The sequence below is a fragment of the Candidatus Kerfeldbacteria bacterium genome, from assembly GCA_016214565.1.
In the GTDB taxonomy this organism is placed as follows: Bacteria; Patescibacteriota; Patescibacteriia; order UBA10025; family JAHIVO01; genus JAXDBW01.
In genome coordinates, this window is the sequence record JACROE010000002.1 from 869209 (window position 1) to 892782 (window position 23574).

Genomic DNA, 23574 nt, shown 5'->3' on the forward strand with positions numbered 1-23574 from the left:
AGCACAGTCCATTATTTTTTGTTATGATAGTTAACCCTACCGACTCAATAGCTGGTAGTTTTAAATAAGCATTTTACTAATAAAATTAGTCTATTATATGAATAACGAGCTGCATCGTACTGACGAAACCATCAAGCATCCCTATGATTGGAATGCAAAATTGGTTCGTTATTTCCTTAATAATTCACGTCTTGTTTGGCTTATCATCGCTGCCATTATAATTGGTGGCCTTTTTGCCTTGCTGAATTTTCAGCGTCAGGGATTTCCACAGGTTTCCCCGAAAGTTGCACTCGTACAAACTATTTATCCTGGAGCCACCGCTGACGAAATGGAACGTCAAGTAACTGGATTGATTGAGGCGGCTGTTAAAGATGTGAAGGGGCTCAAAGAAACCTCTTCAACGTCCGCTAATAGTTTCTCAAACGTGGTTGTTACGTTGGATGAATCCGTTAATCTTGATACTGCTGTTCAAGATATTCAATCAAAAGTACAGTCCATCCAGGCCGATCTTCCGGCCGATGCGGAGCCGCCGAAAGTGCAAACATTTGCCACCTCAGGTCCTGCCTTTATTTTTGGCGTGACCCATGAAAGCGGAGATATGGATACTATTCGGCATTCGGCTGATGATTTGATCCAGGGGTTATCGGACGTTGAGGGAGTAAAGACGGCTTCACTGGCCAATGAAGCGCCAGAGCGGATTGTGATTACGTTTGATCCCGCCAAGATGGCGGTTCAGGGAGCGCAATTACAGATTCTGCAGTTAGCACTCCAGGGCGCAAATGTTAATTTTCCAGCCGGTACACTCGACCTGGAAGGGAAAACGCAATCGGTTATTTCTGTCGGCGCCTTTACGACGCTTGATGAAATCTCAAATTTGATTGTCGGCGTCAATCCGCGCACACGCCAGCCTATCCGCGTCCAGGACATTGCCGAAGTACGGCGTGGGTTTGCCTCCGATGTGAATATTGATCGGTTTGGTTCGATTGACAATGGACAATTAGTGAGTCATCCGGGCGTACTAGTCAACGTCGAAGTGACGGCCGAGGCTGATGTGATCAAAACTAAAAAAGCAATTGACGAGCACCTCGCGGTCATGGAGACGGACGGAGAGTTAGATGGGGTAACGGTGGCAGAGCTGAGCAATGTCGCCCGCGACACACAGGATCAGATCGGTGAAATCGTGGATGGCGCGATTGGCACAGAAAAAAACGTGTATATGCTCGGTGGTATCCAGCTGCTCTTTATAGCCATGTTACTTTTTGTTAATTGGCGAGCAGCTATTGTTGCCGCTCTGGCGATACCGTTGTCAATGTTATTTACTTTTGCATCGCTTGCAATTACCGGTACCGAGCTGAACACCATTGTGTTGTTTTCGTTAATTCTCGTACTCGGTTTGATCGTTGACCCGGCCATCATCATGATCGAGTCGATTCAGCGGTATCGCGATTTGAAATACGGTGCGGTTGACGCTGTCTTAGAATCGGGTCGCCGCTATGGCGCCTCGCTCTTCATGGCAGTGTTGGCTTCGATGATTGTATTTGCCCCATTTGGAGTTGTATCTGGGATATTCGGCGAAATCATTAAATACATACCATTGACCGTACTTCCGGCATTGATTGCTTCCTATATTATTCCGATTGCGATTTTGCCGATGTTATCGAAATGGTTGATGAAATCCCGATCCACAAAAGCCGGTGAAACCGCGATGAGCGGTGAAGATGAGGGGCTCTGGCGAATTGCTCGCTGGTTTATGTCAGTCAGTGGTACACTCCTCGCAAAACGTTGGCGCCAAGTAGTTACCCTAGTGGTGGCGTTGCTCTTGGTGGCTGGTTCGTTGGCGATTGTGGGTATGGGGAAAGTACAAATTGTACAATTCTCAAAAGCTAAGGACAATCCGTATTTGACGATTGACGCTCGATTTCCTAAGGGTTTAACCTTCGCCGATCGTTCAGCTGTTGGCGCAGAGCTTGAGCAATTGCTACTTAATGAATCCGGCGTGGCTAAATATTTTTACTATCAGCAGAGCCGCGATGGTTTGTATTTATTTGCCGAGCTAAAAATAAAAGCCGATCGGGACGAGACACAGACCAGCAAGGAAATCGTGAGGCGGCTTCGAGCGTCAGCCAAAGACATTACTCATCTAGATGATATTATCATCAATGAACTTGGCACTGGTACTCCTGAGCCGGATTATCAGATTCAAGTGCAGCTCAATGATAATGATCCGGCCGTACTCGAAACCGCCGCCAAAGAGGTTGGAGATTATCTCCGCTCATTGGAGCATATTACGCGCGTTGACGATGGTTTTACTGGCAAAGATGAATCAGAAGTACGAGTCATCCTTGATCGGATGCGGGTGCAGGTAGCCGGCTTATCCAGTTATGAAATTGGTCAGCAGTTGAAAGCAGTTATCGGCGAAACCACCGTGACAAAATATACCGGCGAGGGTGGTTCAGCTGACGTCATATTAAAGAACGGTGCGTTACCAGCAGACCTGGATGCGATTCGAAATCTGCCGCTCGTGAGTCAGGCTGGTCAAGTCGTTCGCGTCTCGGACGTGGCCACGGTGGAGGAGAGTTCAACCGCGGGCGTGATTCAGCGCTTTGACGGATTGCGGTATGTCAGTGTACGCGCTCGAATCGATGACAGTAAGAATTTAGTTGCAGTACAGCAAAAGTTCAATGAGTATTTGACCGATGAGAAGTTAGATCAATTGGGCATTGATAGCCGAGATTCACGCGGTGAGTTTGATGACATTGCTAAATCATTTCAGGAATTAGGCATGGCGCTGGCGGCTGCCATTTTGATGACTTATATCTTCTTGGCGCTGCAATTCAAATCATTTACCCAGCCATTGGTCATGCTTATCACCGTGCCACTGTCTCTGACCGGCGTATTCCCTGCGCTCCTATTGACTGGTTCTGATCTCGGATTTCTCGAATTACTTGGCGTCACGATTCTCGTTGGTATTGTGGTCAGCGTGGGCATTTTCCTGATGGATTACGCCAATCAATTAGTGAAGGAGCGAGGCTATTCTGCAAAGGATGCGATTATCCAGGCCACGGGCGTGCGGTTCCGGCCGATTGTGCTGACAAAATTGGTGGTTATTGGTGGGCTCTTACCTTTGGCATTTGAATCAGAGTTCTGGCGCGGTTTGGCCGTCGCCATCATCGGTGGCATTGCCTTGTCTGGATTCCTCTCATTGATTGTTCTGCCGATTCTCTATGTGTGGATCCAGGCGGGTCGCGATCGGTTGCATGGCAAAGGCAATCATACGATTGGATAAATCGTGATTACCATCACACTTTCGCAAGCCCGGTGTAGCAGCCGGGCTTTTACTTAGTAAAGTAAAATTTGCAAGAATGAGGGTACTGTGTTATTTTTTGTCTGTCCAAAACATGTGTCAATGAACCCCAACCAGCTCTTTTTGAAGGAGGTGATTATTTGAAAACATGGCAAGCATTGCTCGGGCTTTTTAGCCTGGTGATTGCTGTCGCACCAAGCGACCTCAACCCGCTATTGCTGTGGGAACCGTACCGTATGTTGATTAATGGTTTTCTTATGAAATACCCTCAGCTGTGGTTCGCGGTCTGGATGAGCGCGCTGTTTAGCAGCATTTACTTCGGGCTTCGGTCAGAAGCCCAGTATGTGGATGGCGTTAAACGCCAAGCCGCCTAAAGCGGTTCGTCCCTCCGGGATTATTCTCGGAGGGTGCTTTTTTACTTATTTCAAGAAAGGTATGCTAAAATACACCCATGAATATCTTCGATAATCTGAATACAGCCCAGCGCCAGGCCGTGACGCACACTGACGGGCCGCTCTTGATCGTGGCCGGCGCCGGTACTGGCAAAACCACGGTGGTGACCCAGCGTATCGCTTGGTTGGTATTGGAAAAGAAAGTTCCTACGGATAATATTCTCGCCCTGACTTTTACGGAGAAAGCCGCCGGTGAAATGGAAGAGCGGGTGGATGTACTCTTGCCCTATGGCTATGTGGATTTGTGGATTTCCACATTCCACTCATTTTGCGAACGGATATTGAAGGACAGCGCTATTGAAATTGGTTTGCCGCCGGATTTCAAGTTGCTTAATGAAACAGACCAGGTGATGCTGGTGCGCAGGAATCTAGACCGGTTTGACCTCAATTATTACCGTCCTTTAGGTAATCCCACGAAATTCGTCCAGGCACTGGTCAAGCATTTCAGCCGGGCAAAAGACGAAAACGTACTACCGGAAGATTATTTAGCATACGCCAAAACCCTGCAAATGGATCGGGACGACGCAGAAAATACCAAAAAGAAACGAGTGGATGAGGAAGAGGAAATTAGTGAAGAGCAACGTATCAAAGAAGTGGCGAATGCCTATCATATTTATCAGCAGTTATTATTGGAGCAAGGTGCGCTCGACTTTGGTGATTTGATTTTATATACCATTAAGTTATTCAAATCGCGGCCAAAGATTTTAGAAAGGTACCGCAAACAATTTCAATATCTTTTGGTGGATGAATTCCAGGACACGAACTACGCGCAATATGAATTAGTGAAAATGTTGGCGCAGCCAAAGAATAATGTGACCGTGGTCGGGGATGATGATCAGTCAATATATAAATTCCGTGGTGCCGCTATTTCAAATATTTTAGAGTTTAAAAAAGATTTTCCTGATTCAAAAGAAGTGGTACTGACGGAAAACTACCGCACTCGGCAGAACATTCTGGATTTATCCTATCGCTTTATCAAGCAGAATGACCCGAACCGTTTGGAGTATCAATTGTCAAAAGGGAAGATTGATCCGAAAGGCGCACCATTGAAAACCAAAATCAGCAAGAAATTGAAATCCACACGCGAGGGCGAGGGGAGTATCCAGCATCTACATTTCCACTCCCATCTCGAGGAAGCCGCTGGGGTGATGAAGCGGATTATTGAACTACAAGCGGGACAACCCTCCGCCAGAGGCGGATCCGGCTCCGCCGGAAAGCTAAAATGGAGCGACTTTGCAATTCTCATCCGCGCCAATAGTTACGCTAATGAGTTCATGACTGCCGCGACTCGGCTACAAGTGCCGCATCAGTTTCTCGCGTCACGGGGATTGTACAGCCAGCCGGAGATTATGGATATCGTGGCGTATTTGAAATTATTGGACAGCTATCATGAATCTGCTGCCATGTGGCGCGTGCTTAATTTTTCCCATTGGAAACTGCCCATCAAAGATCTGATGGCGTTGTCCCAGCGCGCCTACAAGAAACGCATGTCCCTGTATGAAGCCGTTTCGCAGTCGCGACTAATCGCCGGCATTTCGAAAGAGATGCATCAGGCATTGGAAAAAATATTGAAAATGATTGAGGCGCATACTGAGTTGGCTCGCGTGAAGGGAGTGCTGACGGTGGCACTGCGGTTTATGAAAGACTCGGGGTACCTGAAGCACATCACCGAAGTAAAAGGAGACGAACATATTGAACAGGTTATTCATTTGAATCAGTTTTTCCGGAAGATTGAGGATTTTGAAAATAAAAATGATGATAATTCAGTGCGGCATTTCCTAGAGGAATTTGACGAAGAGCAGGAGTCAGGGGACAGTGGTGCGATGCACCAGCCCTGGGAGGAGGGACCGGACGCGGTGAAAATTATGACTGTCCATGGCGCCAAAGGCCTGGAGTTTCCCTATGTCTTCATCGTTAGTTTGGTGGACAAACGTTTTCCCTCGATCGAGCGCAAAGATCCTATTGAATTGCCTGAAGACTTGATCAAGGAAATAATTCCCGAGGGCGATATCCATCTGCAGGAGGAGCGCCGTTTATTTTACGTAGGCATGACCCGCGCCCGGGACGGACTTTTCTTCACCTCAGCCGATGACTACGGCGGTACGCGGAAGAAAAAATTGTCACGCTTTTTGACTGAGCTTGGGTTTGAGCGAAAAGAATCGACCGAGGAATTTGATACCGTCGAGCGGTTGTCGCCAGCGCCAGAGTCACTCAAAGGCAAGCCGGAGATTTCCTATCTTCAGCAATCAATTCCAGAAAAAGCCAGCTACACCCAGCTCAAGGCATTTGAGACCTGCGCTAAGCAATACAAGTACGCCCATATTTTGAAAGTGCCGGTGGAGGGCCGTCACACCTTCAGTTTCGGCAAATCCATGCACAACACGTTGTTTCACTTTTTCAAACTAATTCAGGAGCGCAGTGCCACGGTACAGGTAGATTTATTTGGCAAACCAGCTACAAAAAAAGACGCGGTGGTCAGTGAAGAAGAGTTGATGCAGTTGTACGACCGTGAGTGGATCGACGACTGGTATTTGTCCAAAGAGCATCGCGAAGAATATTATGCCAAAGGCAAGACGTCACTCCACGAATTTTTTGAGGCGCAACAACCGAATTTTCCCGTACCAGTGAATCTAGAGCAGCCGTTTAATCTGAAATTAGGGGAGTACACCTTCAAAGGCGTGATTGATCGGATCGATCCCGTTGGCAATGATCCGAAGACCGTGGAAATTGTAGACTACAAAACCGGTCGTATCCCAAAAGGCAACAAACTTACCCCGGATGATAAGGAACAATTGATGATTTACGATTTGGCAGCCCGCGAGGTGTTTGGCTTGCAGCCCGTGACACTGTCGTATTATTATTTAGAAAATAATACCAAGCTGTCCTTTAGTCCGGATGAAGCGGATTTGAAAAAATTGCGTGAGAGTTTGCAGGAGCAGATCGTGCAAATCCACCAGAGCGACTTTGCTGCCAACCCAGGGTTCTGGTGCGCCCAATGCGATTTTCGGGATATTTGTGAAGATCGGTGGAGGGGGTAAATAACTATCCTCATGCTGAATCAAGTCCTGAGTAAACGAAGGATCCCAGCATCTCATGTGAGATCCCGAAATTGATCCTGATATTCATCAGGACTTCCAGGTTCGGGATGGGGACTATACAAAATAAGTATGGCAAAAAAACTAGGAGATTTATTACAACGAAGCATCAGGTCGGCGGGGATTGATAAAGAAGTCAATGCGGCGATCGTCTGTACTGCGTTTGATCGGTTATTGGAGGAAAAATACCCCCGGTTGCATGGCCAAGCCCAGGCAAAATTCGTGAAAAATGGTACGCTCACGATTGCCGTTATCAGCTCGGTGGTAGCCCAGGAAATCAAATTGCGAGAGATGGATATCCTTGATTTTCTTCAGGGAAAATTTGGCGAACAGATGGTGCAGCGGCTACGATTTCAGGTGTAATTTATTGGCTAATATTAGCCCCATATAAACGTGTCAGGAATGCTTGGCAGGTGAGGTTTTTTCTGGTATAATTTCAGCAGGTTAGACTGCCTATTTTTTTTCACCAAAAGCTCCCATGTCCCTGAAAAAGTACCTCATTATCATGACCACCGCCACGCTGGTTTCCTGGATTGCCTGGTTGTTTGTTTTCTTTTTTATCAATCCAAACGAAGCGGGATTCGTCGGTTTTGGGCTATTTTACCTCAGCATGCTATGCGCTTTGGTTGGGACGTTTTCACTGTTTGGCTTCTTTGTTCGAGTGTGGTTTACCAAGGAGCAAGTAATATTTCGGCACCTCGGGGTGGCCACGCGGCAGTCATTTTTCTTTTCGATTTTGATTATTGGCACCCTGATGCTACAAGGGGCACGGATGCTCCAGTGGTGGACGGTGCTACTTTTGATTCTTTTTCTTACTATCATGGAATTTTTCTTTATTTCCCGAGCCGCGCCGCGGCGAAATTAGTCTATGCATGATACGCTGAAAAAAATTCAACAGGAAACACTGCACCGGCTGACAACGATTTCGAGCCAAGCTGAATTGGAGTCTTTGGAGATTGCGGTGCTTGGCCGTAAAGGTTCACTGGCTGCGGCTATGCGGCAGATTACCGATTTGCCGGTGAGTGAACGCCCTCGCGCTGGCCAGCTGGCGAATCAGGTGAAACAAGAAATTACCCGAGCGATTGTTGCTGCCAGTAAACGATTTGCGCGCGGTGCTGAACAGGTGCCGGTCATTGACGTGACCTGGCCGGGTGCGGCGTATCCCCTGGGGCACATTCATCCGATTACGCAATTTGTCAACGAGATCGTAGATATTTTTAGTGGTATGGGATTTTCTGTGGTTGAAGGCACCGAGGTTGAAACTGCCGAATACAATTTTGACTTGCTCAATATCCCGAAAAATCATCCAGCGCGTGATCTCTGGGACACCTATTACATTGAAAAGAATTTATTACTGCGAACGCATACCTCGCCGGTCCAGCTGCGCGCCATGACGAAATTGAAAGCGCCAGTGCGCATTATTGCTCCGGGACGCGTCTTCCGCCATGAAGCCACTGACGCCGGACATGAATCGATGTTTTACCAGTGCGAGGGTTTGGTGATCGATAAACATATTTCCGTGGCACATCTGATCGGTACTTTGGATCAATTATTGAAAGCGGTGTATGGCAAACAGGTAAAGACCCGCGTGCGACCTGAGTATTATCCGTTTGTCGAACCAGGATTAGACGTGGACATGCAGTGCTTGATTTGCAATGGCGTCGGCTGCTCGGTGTGCAAACAGCGCGGCTGGCTGGAAATGCTGGGCTCGGGCATGGTGCATCCGCAGGTGCTGAAGAATATGGGCGTGGATCCCGAAAAATATTCTGGGTTCGCTTTTGGTCTGGGCATCGATCGGCTGATGATGCTGAAACACGGAATCAATGATATCCGCCTGTCATACAGCGGGGATCTCAGGTTTCTTGAGCAGTTTTAGTTTTGAGAAGGTAGTAAAGATGAGTAGCTTGTGTAGAGTTTTATGAGTAGGTAGCTCGAAGGAGTAGGTTGTAAGTAGTTATTAAGAGAAAAATTGTGGCGAAAAATTTCGAAAATTTAAAAGTCTGGCAAGAAAGCGTTGATTTGGTGAGTTTAATTTATCGTGAAACAAAAAGATTTCCTCAAGCTGAACAATTTGGGTTAACCAGTCAGATTAGGCGTGCCGTTGTCTCTGTGCCATCGAATATTGCTGAGGGAGCCGGACGGTCATCCAGGCCAGAATTTATCCGATTTATTAATATTTCCCTAGGTTCTCTCAATGAAGTTGAAAGTTTGATACATGTATCGGTGAAACTTAATTTTATTTCAGAGAAAACCTTTCAACAATTAAAAGATAAAATTAATCAACTAGGTATTTCATTAGGTGCGTTTAAAAGGTATTTAGCACACCATTCATAAACTACCTTCTACAATCTCTTAAACTACTTACTCATCATGCTGCTCCCAATCAAATGGCTCAAAGAATACGTGACAGTCAAGCAAACGCCAGCCCAGGTGGCGGAAGTGTTGACCTTGGCGGGATTTGAGGTGGAGCGCATTATTCCGCCGAATCACGCGTTGGACGCGGTGGTCGTGGGCGAGATTAAAACGATTATTGATCATGCTGAGGCAGATCGTTTGTGCGTCTGTACGGTGGCGATTGGCAAGCGCGGCACCGAAACTATTGTCTGTGGCGCGAAAAACATCAAGCCAGGGGACAAAGTACCAGTGGCCTTGCCTGGCACTACGTTGCCAAATGGTATGACGATTGAGAAACGGATGATCCGCGGAATAGAATCACACGGCATGTTGTGTGCGGCAGATGAACTAGGACTCGGAGATGATCATGGCGGAATTTTTATTCTTGATGCTAGCGCACCATTGGGACAGAAATTACCCGTGACATTAGGTCTGCATGACGCAGTTTTGGATATCAATGTGCCGCCGCAGCGTGCGGACGCGCAATCCTTAATTGGTATGGCACGCGAGTATGCCGCGTTGACCAATCAAACCGTTAAGCTCCCGAAAGTGACAATCGCCGAAGCCAAAGGCCGCCAACAGAAATTCACGGTCAAAGTCCGCGATACCGTCGGTTGCCCGAAATACACGGCGCGGGTATTGCGCAATATTACCGTCGGTCCGTCACCGGTGTGGCTGCAAAACCGATTGCGCGCTGCCGGACATACGCCGATTAATAATATTGTTGACGTGACTAATTTTGTGATGCTGGAAATGGGCCAGCCAATGCATGCCTTTGATGCAGAACATATTGAAGGGCATACCATAATCGTAAAAACAGCCGGCCGCGCCCAATCGTTTGTTACCCTGGATGGCGTGGAGCGGAAATTACCCAGCACTGCCTTGATGATTAATGACGCGAAAAAAACATTAGCCATTGCCGGCATCATGGGTGGCCAGCAGACGGCTATTTCAAACAAGACGAAAACAATTGTATTAGAATCAGCAATTTTTAAACCGTTATCTGTCCGCATAACCCGCCAGCATCTATCGTTAGCCACCGATGCCTCAATGCGTTTTGAGCGCTGCATCTGGTGGGGATTGCCGGAAGCAGCACTTGATCGTGCCACGCAATTGATTCAGGAATGCGCCGGTGGCGTGGTTGCCTCGCCGCGCATTATCGTGGCTCGCCAGCCGGTGGAAAAATCAAAAACGGTGGCAGTCAATCCAGAAACCATCCGCCAATTAATCGGCACGGCTATTGCTGATGCGGTGATGCAAAAATCATTAGAGCGATTAGGTTTTGTTGTTGCTGTAAAACGTCCTGACCAATGGCAGGTGAGCGCGCCGGCCTGGCGCAGCGATATTCATCTGATGGCGGATGTGGTGGAAGAAATTGGGCGCAGCTATGGTTGGAATCGATTAGCCGCCAAACCATTAGCCCATGCTTCACAACCGGTGGCGCATGCACCGGAATTCTTGGCACGCAGGCGGGTGGTCAATATTTTACGCGCGTGCGATTTGATTGAAACGTATAATTATTCGACGTATGGCGCCGATGTCATTGAGCAGTTTGACTGGGAGACGAAGGATCATTATCAAGTGATGAATCCGATGAATGCCGAGCAGGCATATCTGCGTATGAGTTTAGTGCCCGGATTATATTTAAATCTTTTACAAACGTATCAAGAGCGGCCGCAGCTTCAGCTCACCGAGATTGGTCGGGTTTTTTACAAAACAAATCGTCCTATGCCTGAGGAGCGCGTGATGATCGCGGCGTTGCTGTATGATCGTACGGCCAAGCGCGGCACGCCCGGCCCGATTCATGAATTGCAGGGTATCATACAGACCCTAGTCAAAGAATTAGGCATTTCACTTAATGAATTGCAATTCGCCGTTAATTCTGACCGGGCTCGGGTGGTTGATGTCATGCTCGGGGGGAGTATCATCGGCTGGTACGGTTGGTTGATCCAGCACGAGCAAAAGCTAGGCGTTCCGCCAGTGTGGTTTGAAATTGATCTAGCAAAATTAATGAGCCATGTTCCTGCGGTGCGACGCTATCAGCCGATCGTTAATTATCCGAGCGTGATTCGCGATATGACCTTTGCCACGCCTATTGCGGTTTCATTTTTCAAAATGCGCGATGCAATACAGAATATGTCACCTTTGATTCAGAGCGTGGAAGCACGCGCGGTGTACCCACTGGATGAGGCTACGCGGCGCGCTACTATTCGCATTAAATATCAGTCTGCCGAGCGTACGTTGCACACCGATGACGTGGATTCCCTCCAAACCAAGATTGTCAGTATGATGGAGCACCATTTCCAAGCAATTCTTGCCGAAAAATAATTATACGTAATTAATAATCAAACAAATCAGCATTAACCAAACCGTATGACACCGAAACAATCCAAAAAACAAGCTGCCCATGCCGCTGCCACCGCTGCCGCGAGCAAAGAGTATTCCGCTAAACAGATCACCGTCCTGGAGGGATTAGCGCCAGTGCGAAAACGTCCGGGCATGTACATCGGCAATACTGCCAGCGAGGGTTTGCATCATATGATCTGGGAAGTGGTGGATAACTCCATCGATGAAGCCATGGCAGGGTTCTGCAAAAATATTGATATTGAATTGATGCCTAATCACATGGTGAGCGTGACTGACGATGGTCGCGGTATTCCGGTGGAGAAGCATAAGACGACCAAGAAATCATCATTGGAAACTGTGCTCACGGTATTACACGCGGGTGGCAAATTCGGCGACGGCGGGTACAAAGTGTCGGGTGGTTTGCACGGTGTCGGTGTGTCCGTGGTTAATGCCTTGTCAGAATATCTCCGCGCCGAAGTAAAGCGTGACGGGAAACTGTGGGCGCAGGAATATGTGCGTGGCAAAGCCAAGGGCCAAGTAAAACCCGTGGGGAAAGCGGTGGCCACCGGAACAACCATTATTTTCCAGCCTGACCCTGAGATTTTTTCAGTATTAGATTTTGATCTTGAACTCGTTTTCAGCCATTTGCGTCAGCAGGCGTATTTGACCAAAGGCACGCGCATCACGGTCAAGGATAGCCGCACGGTCAAGAAGGGCCAAGCAGCGCCCCAGTACTCATTCTATTTTGAGGGTGGGGTTGCCTCGTATGTAAAGCACCTCAATGCGCATAAGGCGGCTAAACACGTTAACACTTTCTTCATTGAAAAAGAATCGCATGACATACACGTTGAAGTGGCACTGCGCTATACCGAGGAGTACAAAGAGACAGTGATTAGTTTTGCCAATAACATCCATACCGTCGAGGGTGGTATGCACCTGACCGGGTTCCGCACGGCTTTGACGCGCAGTTTGAATAACTATGCACGCAAACAAGGTTTCCTTAAAGAAAAAGAGGAAAATCTCACGGCTGATGATGTCAAAGAAGGATTGACCGCTGTTATTTCCGTGAAAATCAAAGAGCCACAATTCGAAGGCCAGACCAAGGCTAAATTGGGGAATGTCGAAGCGAAGTCCGCCGTGGATTCAGTTACTTCAGACGGATTGCAAATTTTCCTTGAGGAAAACCCGCGTGACGCTGAAGCGATTGTCGGCAAATGTTTATTGGCCCAGCGCGCGCGCGTGGCGGCTCGGGCAGCCCGCGATACGGTGTTGCGCAAAGGCGCACTCGAAGGCATGACCCTGCCGGGTAAACTGGCAGACTGCTCTTCGAAGAATATGGACGAGAGCGAGCTGTACATCGTTGAGGGTGATTCCGCCGGTGGCAGCGCCAAGCAGGGCCGTGATCGGAAATTCCAAGCGATACTACCGTTGCGCGGTAAGATTCTCAATGTAGAGAAAGCTCGTTTGGATAAAATGCTGGCCAATAATGAAATCAAATCCTTAATTATTGCCATGGGTACGAATATCGGTGAGCAATTTGATTTGTCACAATTGCGCTATGGTCGCATCATCATCATGACTGATGCCGACGTGGATGGCTCGCATATTCGGACGCTGCTGCTGACACTTTTCTATCGTTATTTTCCGTCCTTGATCGAGCAGGGCCATCTCTATATTGCCCAGCCGCCCTTGTACCGTGTGCAGTACGGAAAAAATTCACAATATGTTTATCGAGAAGAAGAATTAGATTCAGTGGTCAAAGCCATGCAAGCATTGGCACCGCGATCAAAAGGCAAAGCTAAAGAAATGAAAGTGGTGGAAGCTGTTAAGGGTGATGCCGACGTTGATGGAGAAGCAGGGGAAACCACAGAAACCGTCGCGAAAGTCGATGTACAGCGCTACAAAGGTTTGGGTGAAATGAATCCGACGCAGCTCTGGGAAACCACCATGGACCCGGCTCGACGTATGATGAAACAGGTAACCGTCGGTGACGCGGAAAAAGAAGATGAAGTCTTTGACATCTTGATGGGCGACGACGTTGCCCCGCGCAAGACATTCATCCACACGCATGCCAAGAACGTAAAGAACTTGGATATATAAATTGAGTGTAGCCACTTTTCTTAGCGCCTGGTATCTTGTTACTTTTCTTGGCAGCAATAATACCATTTCGCCATTTTCTTAGCGCCAAGAAAAGTGGCAGAAAAGAAGCGCTGGGATTTTTATTCGCGAGGTACTAATATACGTAGTGCATGATTGGATGGGCACAGGAAAAATCCCAGACCCTTATTCTCATTGAGTAACGGCTGCAAAATTTTTTATGAATAAGGCTCAATTAGAACAAGTTACAAAAGCCTTGCGCATTGTTGAGCAGGCGTTTGTGTCAGTGAAACGGGAGTTACACCTTGGTGTCACAGAAATTCAGATCGCACGGTGGCTGAAAAAATATTTTAAGGATGCTGGCTATCCACGATTGGCGTTTCCTAGTATTGTGGCGTTCGGCACCAATGCCGCCGTGCCGCACCACGTCCCGACTGCCCGCCCGTTGCGTAGCGGCGTGACCGTCAAAATTGACTGCGGTGTCCGCGTGGCGAGTGCTTGCACTGATGTGACACGGACATTTTGGTTTGGCAAACCAAACGCATTATTTCGCCGGCGGTATCGGGCAGTACTTGAAGCGCAACGCCTCGCTATTGCTGCCGTACGCCCGTGTGTGTTGGGAAGTACGGTTGACCAGGTGGCGCGGGGCTATTTGCGGGAGCAGGGGATTGGTAACTACTTTATTCATGGCACGGGCCATGGCATCGGCTTTCGCATTCACCAAAAGCCGTACTTGAGTCCCAAGCGGGGCAGCGGCAGGTTGCAGAGCGGCCAGCTGGTGACCGTGGAACCGGGGGTGTATTTCCCAGCTTGGGGCGGTATCCGGGTAGAGGATATGGTGCTGGTAACCGATCGAGGCAGACAGATATTATCCCCTAATATTCAAAAAATGCCCAATAAAATTGAGATTTCTCCACATTGACAGCTTTTGGGGCGGGGTGTAGTATGGTAAATACAAATCCCCTCCGAAACGAACTGAGGGGTTTTAAAGACCGAAAAACTATGGCAAACCGCATTATTTCCTATATTCGCGAGTCCCGGGATGAGCTCAAAAAGGTTCTCTGGCCATCCAAGGCAGAGACCGTGAAATATACCTTACTGGTCGTGGGTATTAGTCTCGGGGTGGCACTTTTCTTAGGTGCTGTTGATTTCGGGCTTAATTTATTAGTTGAGAAATTGATCGTCTAGGTATTTATGCCGAAGCAAACACTTCAACAAGGCCGTCGCTGGTACGTCCTCCACACCTATTCTGGGTATGAAGAAAACGTGGCGCGCAACCTCCGTCAGCGTATTGAGTCCATGGACATGCAGGACAAAATTTTTAACGTGCTGATTCCTACAGAAAACAAGATTAAGATTAAGAACGGCAAACGTCGCGTGGTCACTGAAAAGATTTTTCCAGGATATGTATTAGTTGAAATGGTAGTGACTGATGATTCCTGGTACGTGGTGCGAAATACGCCGAACGTCACCGGTTTTGTCGGTTCTGGTACGACCCCGACTCCTATTTCCGAAGATGAAGTCAAAGAAATTCAGCGGCGCATGGGCGTGGAAGAGCCGAAATACAAGATTGACGTCAATCAAGGTACGCCAGTGAAGATTACTGATGGACCGTTCAAAGAATACGAAGGTAAAGTCAGCGAAGTGGACGAAGCGCGCGGCAAAGTGAAGGTGCTGGTGGCTATGTTCGGCCGCGAAACGCCTATTGAACTCGACTTTCTTCAAATCAAAAAGATATAGTTTGATAATTTCTAATTAAGAATTTCTAATTTCTAATCTTAACGCTTCTTTAGAAATTAGGAATTAGTTATTCGACATTCTACATATATGGCAGGCAAACCAATCAAAACAATGGTGAAAATTCAGCTGCCGGCTGGCAAGGCAACTCCGGCGCCTCCCGTCGGTACCGCACTTGGGCCACACGGGCTGAACATTCAGGATTTCTGCACGAAATTTAACGCGCAGACAAAAGATAAAATGGGAGACATTATCCCGGTGGAAATTACGATCTTTGAAGATCGGACATTTACATTTATTTTAAAAACTCCTCCAGCCGCCGAATTGCTGAAAAAAGCCGCCGGTATCCAAAAAGGATCCAGCGACCCGCTCAAGATTAAAGTGGGTTCAGTCACTCGGGCACAGCTTGAGGAAATCGCCAAAATAAAAATGGTTGATTTGAACGCGGGCAGTCTCGATGCCGCGGTTAATATCATTGCCGGTACTGCTCGTAATATGGGCATAACCATTAAATAACGATTCTTTATGGATTCGTTTACAAACATGATAGGCTTTCTAATCCCATTCGGCATGCTAGCGCTGCTCGCCTGCGCTATTGCTGCCATAATCGAAGGAAAAAATATGACTAAGAAAGGTTCCGTCATTCGTAGTCTGTACTTTTATCTGGCTTCATTGGTGACCCTTGCCATTGTGGTTGGATCGGTTATTTTCCTGATTAACCTCGGTTTGAAGGTGTGGGTCTTTACTGATGCGAATACGAATGCTAATTACTACGGCCCACCACCGTCATTATCACTTGACTCAGGTACCACGACTGACCCGGCAAAAGTTGAAGCCGGCACACCGACCGTACTTGCCTGCACCAGTGATTGCACTCTGACCGCTATCCAAAAAGAGAGTATTGAATCATGGAAAACCAGCTATACCTCATGGCAGGACTCGGTGAAAAACGTCAACGGCCGCAACGCCCGTGACGCCGTGGCTGCGCTTTCATTCTTGATCGTTGCTTTACCGTTCTTCATTATTCATTACCGAATTGTTCAACGAGACCATAAGAATGCCGCAGAAGAAGAAAAAGATAAATTAGTCATCCGCCCTACCTATTTCTACTTCGTATCACTTGGTTCGTTATTGATGATTGTCATCGCCGGTGGTTTCTTGATTAATTTGGTGCTGAAGACCTGGGTGTTCCCGGCTGCCGGGGAAGCAGACGATCAGGCTTCACGCATATATGCCACCGAACAAACCCTAGCTACTGAAAAATCCGCGGTGGTCAGTATCACTGAATGCGGCGCTAAATGTGGTTTGGATGCAGAAACGGTAGCGCTGGCAAGCCAGTGGGTGACTGACTATGATAACTGGCAGAAAGAATCAAATGACAATAATAACGTGCATCGCCAAGCAGCCGGCTCGATTCCCTATATTCTCGTTGGTTTGCCCTTACTCTGGTATCACTGGTCAGCAGTGCGTCGGGAAGCGAAGGATAAGAAAGTTGTCACGCCAGTTCCTCCAACACAATCATAACTAATTATTATTTTGTGGGACTGTCCGGTTCGTTGCCGGGTGGGTTCGCACCACGAAAGGAATCTCTATGAAACGATCTAAGAAATACGAAGCTGCCCTGAAGCTCGTTGATCAGAATAAGCAGTATGCACCGGCTGACGCGTTTGCGCTCGTTCCACAAACCAGCGCCACTAAGTTTGACGCAGGTGTGGAAGTGCATATTCGTCTCGGCATTGATCCGAAGAAAGCAGAACAAATGGTTCGCGGCTCTGTAGTATTACCGCACGGCACCGGCAAGAAGAAACGTATTGCCGTTTTTTGCGAGGAAAAGGATCAAGCCGCTGCGAAAGCCGCAGGCGCTGATTTGGTTGGCGGTGAAGAATTAATCAAAGAAATCAAAACCACCAACGTGATTGATTTTGACATTGCCGTCGCTACCCCTGCCATCATGAAGAGCATGGGGCCGATTGCTAAGATTCTCGGGCCCAAAGGTCTGATGCCGAATCCGCGCAATGAAACCGTGACTCCGAAAATCGCGGAGGCAGTCAAGGCCTTAAGCGGGGGCAAGATTACGTTCCGTAATGACGACACCGGCAATATTCATCAGTTGATCGGTCGGGTTTCATTTGGCTCGGAAAAACTACTCCAAAACTATGAAGCCTTCCTGGATGCTATTCGTCGGGTCAAACCCAATACGGTCAAAGGTAGCTATCTCCAAAACATCACCATCTCCAGCAGCATGGGGCCGGGGATACACGTCAAAGCCTAACCATTCATCATTCATATCAATTATGAAAAGCCGCGCACAGTATATCTCGTGGGACGAATGTTTTATGCGCATGGCGCATGTCATCGCAGAGCGATCGAAGGATCCAAGCACGCAGGCCGGTGCCGTAATTGCGAATGCACAAAATGTCGTGGTGGGCTTGGGTTACAATGGTTGGCCGCGCGGCATTGAGGATGATGCGTTGCCCTGGGAGCGCAGTGGTGAAAATTTACCAGACACAAAATACGCCTACGTTGTACATGCGGAGGAAAATGCGGTGTATAATGCTAATGCCAATACCGAAGGCGGAAAAATTTACACCACGTTATTTCCCTGCAATGAGTGCGCTAAGACCATTATTCAGACGGGCATCAAAGAGGTGATCTATGAAAGTGATAAATACCATGACGAACCAGTCTGGGTGGCTTCACGTAAATTGTTTGACCTCGCGGGAGTGAAATGCCGCCAGTACCATTCGGATTGGTCGGACGTGAAGATTCCTCATAAGCATCAATCATAATATGATTATTGGATTAGTTGGACCATTAGCCACCGGCAAGGGTACGATTACCGAATACCTCGTGAAACAGCACGGTGCAAAAGCCGTGAAGTTCTCACAACCCTTGCGCGACATGATTAACCGCTGCTACGTCCACGAAACCCGCGAAGCCATGTCTCAGCTGGCGCAACTGATGCGAGCGAATTATGGCAATGATATTTTGGTCAAAACATTGATCAAAGATCTAGAAAAAATGGATGTGCCCATCGCCGTGTTTGATGGTATTCGGTATTTTGACGAATACAATGCCCTGCGCGAGCGGAAAGATTTTCGATTATGGGCAGTCGCAACTGACTTAACCGTTCGCCATAGCCGTATCGTCAAGCGGGGAGAGAATGCGGGCGAAGCTGATCTGACCCTGGATCAATTCAAAGCGCAGCACGAATTGCCCACTGAACTGGCGATTCCGGACATTATGCAGAAGGCCGACGTCACCATCAATAACAACGGCTCAATGGAAGAGCTGTACGCCCAGATTGATGCATTGGTTGCCAAGCTGAAATAATATGCAAGCGAAATTCAAACGACTTCATCTGAATGCAAAACTGCCGGTCCACGGTCGGCCCGGAGACGCGGGTTTGGATTTGTTTGCGCCTGAGGATGTCATTATTCCACCGCACGAACGAAAGCAGATTCCATTAGGTTTTGCTATGGAGATACCGAGTGAGTATGTGGCTTTGGTTTGGGATCGCAGCGGTATGGCCGCCAAGATGGGCATTCATTCCATGGCTGGCGTGATTGACAGCACGTACCGTGGTGAGATAAAGCTGGTGCTGTACAATACTACGAACGAACCATATCAGATTAACGCTGGTGATAAGGTTGCCCAGATGGTGATCCAGCGGCACGAGACGGTGAGCTTCACGGAAGTGGATGAATTGTCAGAAACGGAGCGCGGGGAGCAGGGGTTTCTGTCGAGTGGGAAGTAGGTAAATGACATATTTTCATGAGTACTCAAAAACTCTCAGCAGGCGTGGCACATGCCATGCCCCCAGATCTCAAGAAAGCACTGCTTGGTGACACAAAAGCAATGGGTCTGTGGGAAAGTTTGACGCCCTTGGCGCGCAATGAGTGGATCTGTTGGGTGGAGGCGGTGAAGACTGCCGAGACTCGCCAGGATCACGTCCGACGGACCGTTACCGAGCTGAAAGAGGGAATGCGTCGTCCCTGCTGCTGGATAGGGTGTATCCACCGTACCGACAAACCGATGAGCCGATCACAAAAATTTATCCTCGGCAAACGGAATCGGAAGTAGTTTTGACAGAGCCGGCGGCAGAGTCGTAGAATGATAGTACCAACCTTCCCCATCACTGGGGATTTTTATATATGCATTGGTTTTTGACTCGACCGCCCCTCTTCACCAGCATATTGATTCGGCCTCCACATCACATTTCCCCTCCTTTGCAAGGAGGGGATGAAATACGCTAGCCGATACCATGCCCTTACGTGTGGGCGGTTGGTCCACAACTCCACTATGACAATCATCTTCAATACCCACTCAATGAAAAAACGACGTCAGCAATTACGGCGCTCCGCGCCCCGGGCTGAGTTGCTCCTCTGGCGTTATTTGAAGGGCAAACAGCTTGGTGGTTATAAATTTAGGCGTCAGCATAGTATCGGTGGGTATGTGGTGGATTTCTATTGTCCAGAATTGCGATTAGTGATTGAGGTGGATGGGCCGTCACATTATGTATCAAAAGAGGCGAGGGAGTATGATCGGCACCGGCAAAAGTACATTGAATCTTTGCGCATAACCGTGTTGCGTTTTACTAATGCCGATGTGTATGTAAATATGCGAGAAGTGATTGACATGATTTATAGTATTTTACCGAGACCCTGAAATAAATTCAGGGTAAGAAAATTGTCATGCTGAACTCGTTTCAGCATCTCGACGGAGCCTGCCCTGAGCGCAATCGAATGGGCTCGGAATGACAATTATATAATTACTCCTCGCAATGACAAAAAGCGGTTGTCATTGCGAGCGAACTGCGCAGCTGAGCAGGAGCGTGGCAATCTTTTTAATTTTCCGAAATCCGTTTCAGCATCTTGGGATGACATCACATGTATTACCCTTCGTACTAAAAAAATTCCCCGACTGCGTGTCACAGCCGGGGAGGTCGTTCGTGTCGTAACGTGTGCTAATTGTAGCGAGGGTCGAATTCAGGTTTGACCTGCAGACCGGCAAATAAGGCGATCACGCCGGAAGTCATATGGTCGACCCTGCCATCGAGATAATTATCCGGGTCTGATTCACGGAATAATGCGAGGTTTGCCATCGGAATCTCCGGCAGATAATCAAACGTTTCAAAACAAACGTAGGTATTGAGAAATCTCCCGAAGACAAAAGTGACCGCTTGCCGCCGATTACAGCGACCGCAGCGCCGTTCGTGGGCGTTAATGCATTTTTGTAGGATTTCTCCAGTTTGCCGCAACAGCCGGCGGGGGTCCTCACGATCGAGTCGCTCGGAATAGTCCACGCAGAAACGCGGGGTGATCATATTGAGCAACGCAATAATACGGTCGGCGTTAACCTCTCTGTCCAAGCACGGATTAGTTTTGATCAGCCCATAAAAGTCATCGTCAATGGGCGCTCCATTGGCACGAATCTCTTCAATGATAAGAGTTAGAAAAGAGCGAGCTTTCACGGTATATCCTCCATGGATTAATGTTTTTGATATTTGTATTTTGTCTACCGTACCGCATAAGTCGGTTGCTGTCAAGAATTGATCTGTACTCAATTTTTTTCTAATTTACGCAAAAAAGAAAGCCCATATGGTGGTTAACCATACGGGCTGTTTGAGGTTGAGAGAAATATTTCATCTGCCTAACCTTTGGAGGTTGGTTCAGGAAAACATATTTCCCGGACCTCGTTCGCCGACATATTGATCCGAAGACCAAATTGCCGTAAAACGCTGTCAACTTCGTGAACCGTTGTCGGGCCGCTGTTTCTGATTTTACAGATTTCTTTGGCCGTCAGGGTGGCGATCACATTCAGTGGTAGGTACCGCTTGGTTTCTTTGAACTCTTGCAACCGGTGAATGTACTGTGCTGAAGTTATCATGCTGTTGTAGGCTCGAACAGAAAGCAGTTCGTAGAAAAGTACGGACACACCATCAATTCCGAAGACTCTAATCAGGAATTGTAGGTGCCGTTGCCGCTGACCGGTAGTCTGATTTCTGGAAATCCGGTGTAGCATAATGCTGGTTTGCTGCGGTGGAGTAGTCGACGGGGATAGTTGGCGGCCGGACAGGAACTGAGTAATGATATCACTCAACATAGAAAGGTTTTCCAAAGAACCTTTCCGTTGAATGATATGCATAAACAGCTTATGGAGCAGCTTTGCCCAATCGGATATGAATCCGGTGTCCGGTGTTTCAGATGAATTAATCACAATGTTCTCCTATTCGTTATTGTGTAATGTTCTATTTTTTTAACCCGGTATAATAACGTATATTGGTCGTACTGTCAAGGGTGCCTCCCTTGTTTTTTTGGTTCGGAAATGAGACGATATATGCATGCGTAAATCAATTATTATTCCAATCGTCCTCATGGTGGTACTGGTAGTTGTTGGAGCAGTTGTCTGGTACGTCGGTCGGGGTGATCAAGAAATCGTGGACAATTTAAACACCAATAATTCCCCGTCAGCAGTTACCAATCGTCTTGCCAATACCAATACGGAATCGGCGGGTGGACCGGTCGTGTTTACATATGATATTTTTGACGTCAACCAGGTAAGCCATATTACGCCGCTCGGGGAGCTCAACGGCGGATATAATGAAAGCCAGGCGTTTGGTGGGGTCATGATCAATCTGAAGCGCGACAGTCAGGGAAATGTTGCAATGCTGGATATTATTGCCCCGGCGGATATGAGGCTGATGCAGTACGCACACTATGACATCGAAGGCCAGCCGGAGTGGGCGCTGTACTTCTCCCTCGCACCCGGAGTAGAGCTGGTCATGCATCACGTACGCCAGGTCAGTGGCAGTATCATCAAGGCTACCAACGCCGTACCCCAAGATAACTCCCGTACCGTGGACATGCCCATCCCCCTGGCAATCAGCGCTGGTGAACTGATCGGCAGAACGACTGGCACTTCGCTCGGGCATAATTGGAATATATACGTGTACGATGAAAGCACTGAAAATACCTTTGTCCGTCCCGAGCGGTATCGCAATAATTATTTGGGTGATCGCATGCGCACCGCCTCGTGCGTTTTTGACTATTATCCCGATACAATCCGCCAGCCGTACCAGGCATTATACGGCTATAGCGCAGCTGGGCAATCAACCACCTGTGGCACCGTGTCGCGAGACGTAACAGGCACCGTGGCGGGACTCTGGTATTTCAGTGCCAATCCGGCCGATGGTATTGCTGAAGCGAGGGATGGCGACTATGCCACGCCGTTTGCTGCCTATACTGCGTCTGACGGTATGGTTATTCTGCACGAGATAGACGGACACCGGTTTGATATTTTCCCGAATAACCCCACGTATAGAAAGCCATCGGACATAACCGATGCGCATTGCTATCAGCTGGTGAACAGTGCACAAAATTCTTCAGCTGGCTACGCCTATTTTCGGGTGGTGGATTCCATGACCATGCAGCTTGCCTATAAATCAAGCGGATCGTGTCCAGCCAGCTTTCCCGCTACCGGGGCTGTCACGTATTATCGGTAATAACCGGTTTGATTTTTAGGCATATGATGATAACTCCATAGCGTAATGGCGGGGTTGTTTTTTTAGAGCTTGACGGATACGTCGTAATATCCTAGAGTACCATAATATTCTGAATTAACCGTAACTGTTTGTAAGGAGGATATATGTTCTTTTTAGCAAAAGCTTTTTGGATAAGCGCAGGCTGGGCAGCGCTTGGTTTGGCCTTCGGTGGGTTTATTGTTCTATTGATAACTTCAATTTTGGAAGATGCGACAAGGCCCCGTCGCCGGTCAAAGAAATCGAACGATGAGGTATTCGAAAAATACCTTCTTACCATTTCTCTGATTGTGGCAGCACTTGGCATTTGGGTGCTGTGGGTTTCCTATCCGATTGTCAACGGGTTACAATTCTGCGTGATGGGGGCTCTAATATCTGGATGTGTGGCGAAATGGATCATAAGGCCGCTCGGTGAGTTTTTTAATGAAAAGCTCACTTGGTCCGATAATTGGACCACCCTGCTGGTGATCGGCGTTTCTGTACTTCTTGTCGGCATATTGGCCGGCAGTCTCAATGCGCTTTGGTTCAGGGCGTTTGTCTCGTAAGCGAGGCGCTTGATAAGTATAACCGTGTTAGAGGTTTTCTCTGGCACGGTTTTTCATTATCAAA

Annotated in this window: 24 protein-coding genes; 22 read left to right on the forward strand and 2 right to left on the reverse strand. The window is 48.0% G+C overall.

All coding sequences use genetic code 11. From position 1 onward, the window contains the following. The first annotated feature begins 97 nt into the window (after window positions 1–97). From HZC01_04210 to HZC01_04305, 20 genes are all read left to right on the forward strand, one after another. Entirely contained in the window at window positions 98–3286 is a 3189-nt protein-coding gene (locus HZC01_04210) for an efflux RND transporter permease subunit (protein MBI5037877.1), read from the forward strand. 158 nt (window positions 3287–3444) lie between these two features. Continuing rightward, window positions 3445–3678 (forward strand): hypothetical protein, encoded by a 234-nt coding sequence (locus HZC01_04215; protein MBI5037878.1) that lies wholly within the window; start codon window positions 3445–3447, stop codon window positions 3676–3678. Between the two features lie 77 nt (window positions 3679–3755). After that, window positions 3756–6794 (forward strand): UvrD-helicase domain-containing protein, encoded by a 3039-nt coding sequence (locus HZC01_04220; GenBank protein MBI5037879.1) that lies wholly within the window; start codon window positions 3756–3758, stop codon window positions 6792–6794. Window positions 6795–6923: 129 nt separating this feature from the next. Then, window positions 6924–7214, forward strand: coding sequence for a DUF721 domain-containing protein (locus HZC01_04225; GenBank protein MBI5037880.1), 291 nt, complete (start codon window positions 6924–6926; stop codon window positions 7212–7214). A 115-nt stretch (window positions 7215–7329) separates the two neighbouring features. Further along, window positions 7330–7716: a hypothetical protein gene (locus HZC01_04230; GenBank protein ID MBI5037881.1), complete on the forward strand. Its 387-nt coding sequence runs from the start codon at window positions 7330–7332 to the stop codon at window positions 7714–7716. Window positions 7717–7719: 3 nt separating this feature from the next. Then, window positions 7720–8727, forward strand: coding sequence for a phenylalanine--tRNA ligase subunit alpha (gene pheS, locus HZC01_04235; GenBank protein ID MBI5037882.1), 1008 nt, complete (start codon window positions 7720–7722; stop codon window positions 8725–8727). Between the two features lie 95 nt (window positions 8728–8822). Then, window positions 8823–9185: a four helix bundle protein gene (locus HZC01_04240; protein MBI5037883.1), complete on the forward strand. Its 363-nt coding sequence runs from the start codon at window positions 8823–8825 to the stop codon at window positions 9183–9185. A gap of 36 nt (window positions 9186–9221) precedes the next feature. Further along, window positions 9222–11573 carry a phenylalanine--tRNA ligase subunit beta gene (locus HZC01_04245; GenBank protein MBI5037884.1) on the forward strand — a complete coding sequence of 784 codons (2352 nt, stop codon included), beginning with the start codon at window positions 9222–9224 and terminating at the stop codon, window positions 11571–11573. Between the two features lie 45 nt (window positions 11574–11618). Continuing rightward, window positions 11619–13691, forward strand: a complete 2073-nt coding sequence (gyrB, locus tag HZC01_04250) for a DNA topoisomerase (ATP-hydrolyzing) subunit B (GenBank protein MBI5037885.1) — start codon at window positions 11619–11621, stop codon at window positions 13689–13691. Window positions 13692–13908: 217 nt separating this feature from the next. Continuing rightward, complete coding sequence (locus HZC01_04255; GenBank protein ID MBI5037886.1) at window positions 13909–14610, forward strand: M24 family metallopeptidase; 702 nt, start codon at window positions 13909–13911, stop codon at window positions 14608–14610. Between the two features lie 80 nt (window positions 14611–14690). Continuing rightward, the gene (gene secE, locus HZC01_04260) at window positions 14691–14876 is read left to right on the forward strand and encodes a preprotein translocase subunit SecE (protein ID MBI5037887.1); all 186 of its coding nucleotides are present in this window, start codon (window positions 14691–14693) and stop codon (window positions 14874–14876) included. A gap of 6 nt (window positions 14877–14882) precedes the next feature. Then, entirely contained in the window at window positions 14883–15428 is a 546-nt protein-coding gene (gene nusG / locus HZC01_04265) for a transcription termination/antitermination protein NusG (protein ID MBI5037888.1), read from the forward strand. 87 nt (window positions 15429–15515) lie between these two features. Then, window positions 15516–15941 (forward strand): 50S ribosomal protein L11, encoded by a 426-nt coding sequence (rplK, locus tag HZC01_04270; GenBank protein MBI5037889.1) that lies wholly within the window; start codon window positions 15516–15518, stop codon window positions 15939–15941. Window positions 15942–15950: 9 nt separating this feature from the next. Next, the gene (locus HZC01_04275) at window positions 15951–16949 is read left to right on the forward strand and encodes a hypothetical protein (protein ID MBI5037890.1); all 999 of its coding nucleotides are present in this window, start codon (window positions 15951–15953) and stop codon (window positions 16947–16949) included. Window positions 16950–17016: 67 nt separating this feature from the next. Next, a complete protein-coding gene (locus tag HZC01_04280) occupies window positions 17017–17697 on the forward strand; it encodes a 50S ribosomal protein L1 (protein MBI5037891.1) in 681 nt (226 codons plus the stop codon). 22 nt (window positions 17698–17719) lie between these two features. Beyond that, window positions 17720–18214, forward strand: coding sequence for a dCMP deaminase family protein (locus HZC01_04285; GenBank protein MBI5037892.1), 495 nt, complete (start codon window positions 17720–17722; stop codon window positions 18212–18214). 1 nt (window position 18215) lies between these two features. After that, on the forward strand, window positions 18216–18758 hold the full coding sequence (locus HZC01_04290) for a hypothetical protein (GenBank protein ID MBI5037893.1): 543 nt from the start codon (window positions 18216–18218) through the stop codon (window positions 18756–18758). Between the two features lies 1 nt (window position 18759). Continuing rightward, complete coding sequence (gene dut / locus HZC01_04295) at window positions 18760–19182, forward strand: dUTP diphosphatase (GenBank protein MBI5037894.1); 423 nt, start codon at window positions 18760–18762, stop codon at window positions 19180–19182. 17 nt (window positions 19183–19199) lie between these two features. Next, window positions 19200–19508, forward strand: a complete 309-nt coding sequence (locus tag HZC01_04300; GenBank protein MBI5037895.1) for a YdeI/OmpD-associated family protein — start codon at window positions 19200–19202, stop codon at window positions 19506–19508. A gap of 219 nt (window positions 19509–19727) precedes the next feature. Then, window positions 19728–20093, forward strand: a complete 366-nt coding sequence (locus tag HZC01_04305) for an endonuclease domain-containing protein (GenBank protein MBI5037896.1) — start codon at window positions 19728–19730, stop codon at window positions 20091–20093. Window positions 20094–20391: 298 nt separating this feature from the next. On the opposite strand, the gene HZC01_04310 is transcribed toward HZC01_04305, so the two are convergent. Continuing rightward, on the reverse strand, window positions 20392–20898 hold the full coding sequence (locus HZC01_04310) for a hypothetical protein (protein ID MBI5037897.1): 507 nt from the start codon (window positions 20896–20898) through the stop codon (window positions 20392–20394). Between the two features lie 179 nt (window positions 20899–21077). Beyond that, window positions 21078–21572, reverse strand: coding sequence for a hypothetical protein (locus HZC01_04315; protein ID MBI5037898.1), 495 nt, complete (start codon window positions 21570–21572; stop codon window positions 21078–21080). A gap of 196 nt (window positions 21573–21768) precedes the next feature. Between HZC01_04315 and HZC01_04320 the strand changes: the two genes are divergently transcribed. Then, on the forward strand, window positions 21769–22929 hold the full coding sequence (locus HZC01_04320; GenBank protein ID MBI5037899.1) for a hypothetical protein: 1161 nt from the start codon (window positions 21769–21771) through the stop codon (window positions 22927–22929). Between the two features lie 143 nt (window positions 22930–23072). After that, on the forward strand, window positions 23073–23510 hold the full coding sequence (locus tag HZC01_04325) for a hypothetical protein (protein MBI5037900.1): 438 nt from the start codon (window positions 23073–23075) through the stop codon (window positions 23508–23510). Window positions 23511–23574 lie beyond the last annotated feature (64 nt).